Annotated in this window: 2 protein-coding genes; both read left to right on the top strand. The window is 39.6% G+C overall.

From position 1 onward, the window contains the following. The first annotated feature begins 205 nt into the window (after positions 1–205). Positions 206–973 carry an amino acid ABC transporter ATP-binding protein gene (locus tag HMPREF3112_RS06785; RefSeq protein ID WP_037601338.1) on the top strand — a complete coding sequence of 256 codons (768 nt, stop codon included), beginning with the start codon at positions 206–208 and terminating at the stop codon, positions 971–973. A gap of 11 nt (positions 974–984) precedes the next feature. Then, the coding region (locus HMPREF3112_RS06780; protein ID WP_070438819.1) for a transporter substrate-binding domain-containing protein at positions 985–1,753 on the top strand (769 nt) is incomplete at its 3' end.

The raw sequence follows: 1,753 nt of genomic DNA, 5'->3' as shown, positions 1-1,753 counted from the left end.
GAGCAAGCTAGTGAATAAAACAAAAAACTCACCTGCGGGTGGGTTTTTGTTTTTCTCATATTTATATCAAAAAATGATTAATTATTTAGTAAAAACCGAACGTTTTGAAAGAATATTCGGAATTTTTTGACTTTCGACTTTACTTATGCTAAAATTCAATATATGTTAGAAAAGCTAACAAGTAAATCCATTATAGGAGGCTCTTATGGCACTTATTGAATTTAAAAATGTTAATAAATATTACGGAGACTATCATGCACTTCGTGATATCAATCTAGAAATTGAAAAAGGACAAGTTGTGGTTCTCTTGGGACCTTCTGGGTCTGGGAAATCCACTCTCATCCGTACTATCAACGCCTTGGAATCCATCGATAACGGTACGCTTATCGTTAACGGACATAATGTGACGGAAGCTTCTGCCAAAGATTTGGTAGAATTGCGTAAGGAAGCCGGTATGGTTTTCCAACACTTTAACCTCTACCCGCACAAAACCGTTCTTGAAAATGTAACCTTGGCACCTATCAAGGTTCTTGGAATCAGTAAGGCAGAGGCTGAAAAGACTGCTGAAAAATTCCTTCGCTACGTTAACATGTGGGACAAGAAGGATTCATACCCTGGCATGCTTTCTGGTGGACAAAAACAACGTATCGCTATCGCCCGTGGTCTTGCTATGAATCCTGAGCTCTTGCTCTTTGACGAACCAACGTCAGCTCTTGACCCAGAGACTATCGGTGACGTGCTTGCGGTTATGCAAAAACTTGCCAAAGGTGGTATGAATATGGTTGTCGTAACCCACGAAATGGGCTTTGCCCGTAGTGTGGCTGACCGTATCATTTTCATGGCTGAAGGTCAAGTTCTTGTAGACACTACGGATGTGGATGGTTTCTTTGACAATCCAACTGAACCTCGTGCGGTTCAATTCCTTTCTAAGATTATCGATCACAACTCTGATAATGTCCAAGTGGATGCCTAAGGAGGTTGCCTATGATTTTCAAAAAAATCTTACGTTACCTAACCGTTGCAAGCTTGGCAATTCTCACTATTTTTCTTATCACGAGTCACAAGACTAAGGCGGAAGACACTAGTAAGCTTCTTGATAGTAAAGCAGTCCAAAAGATTGTTAAGCGAGGGACACTCAATGTCGGTGTGAAGCAAGACGTTCCTAACTTTGGTTACTATTCTGCTAAGACTAATACCTACGAAGGTATGGAAGTTGATCTTGCTAAGAAGATTGCTGATGAGTTAAAAGTTAAAGTGAATTATATCCCAGTAACGACGCAAACTCGTGAACCACTTATGGATAACGGTACTATCGACTTACTTATCGCTACCTATACCATTAATGATGAACGTAAGGCTTCTTACGCTATCTCAACTCCTTACTACTATGACCAAATCGGTTTCTTGGTTCTTAAGGATTCAGGTATTAACAAAATCTCAGATTTGAATGGTAAGACTATCGGTGTTTCTCAAGGGGCGTCAACTAAGGCTGCGTTGCAAGAGTACGCTTCAGCTAATAACCTTAAGTTCAACTATGTTCAACTCGGATCTTTCCCAGAATTGGCTGTTTCTCTTTACGCTCACCGTGTAGATGCTTTCTCAGTTGATAAATCTATCCTCTCTGGATATGAAAGTAAGAAAACTAAAACCTTAAAAGAAGGTTTCAAAACACAAGAATACGGTATTGCCTCAAGCAAGTCTAATCAAGAGTTGATTGATTATACCAACGATTTGATTGCTAAATGGCAAAAAG

It is taken from the genome of Streptococcus sp. HMSC10E12, assembly GCF_001807855.1.
Lineage (GTDB): Bacteria > Bacillota > Bacilli > Lactobacillales > Streptococcaceae > Streptococcus > Streptococcus salivarius.
This window is presented reverse-complemented; position numbering and strand designations above follow the sequence as displayed.

Excerpts from the sequence above, each read along its gene's own strand:
- HMPREF3112_RS06785 (WP_037601338.1), top strand. The coding sequence starts at position 206 with ATGGCACTTATTGAATTTAAAAATGTTAATAAATATTACGGAGACTAT.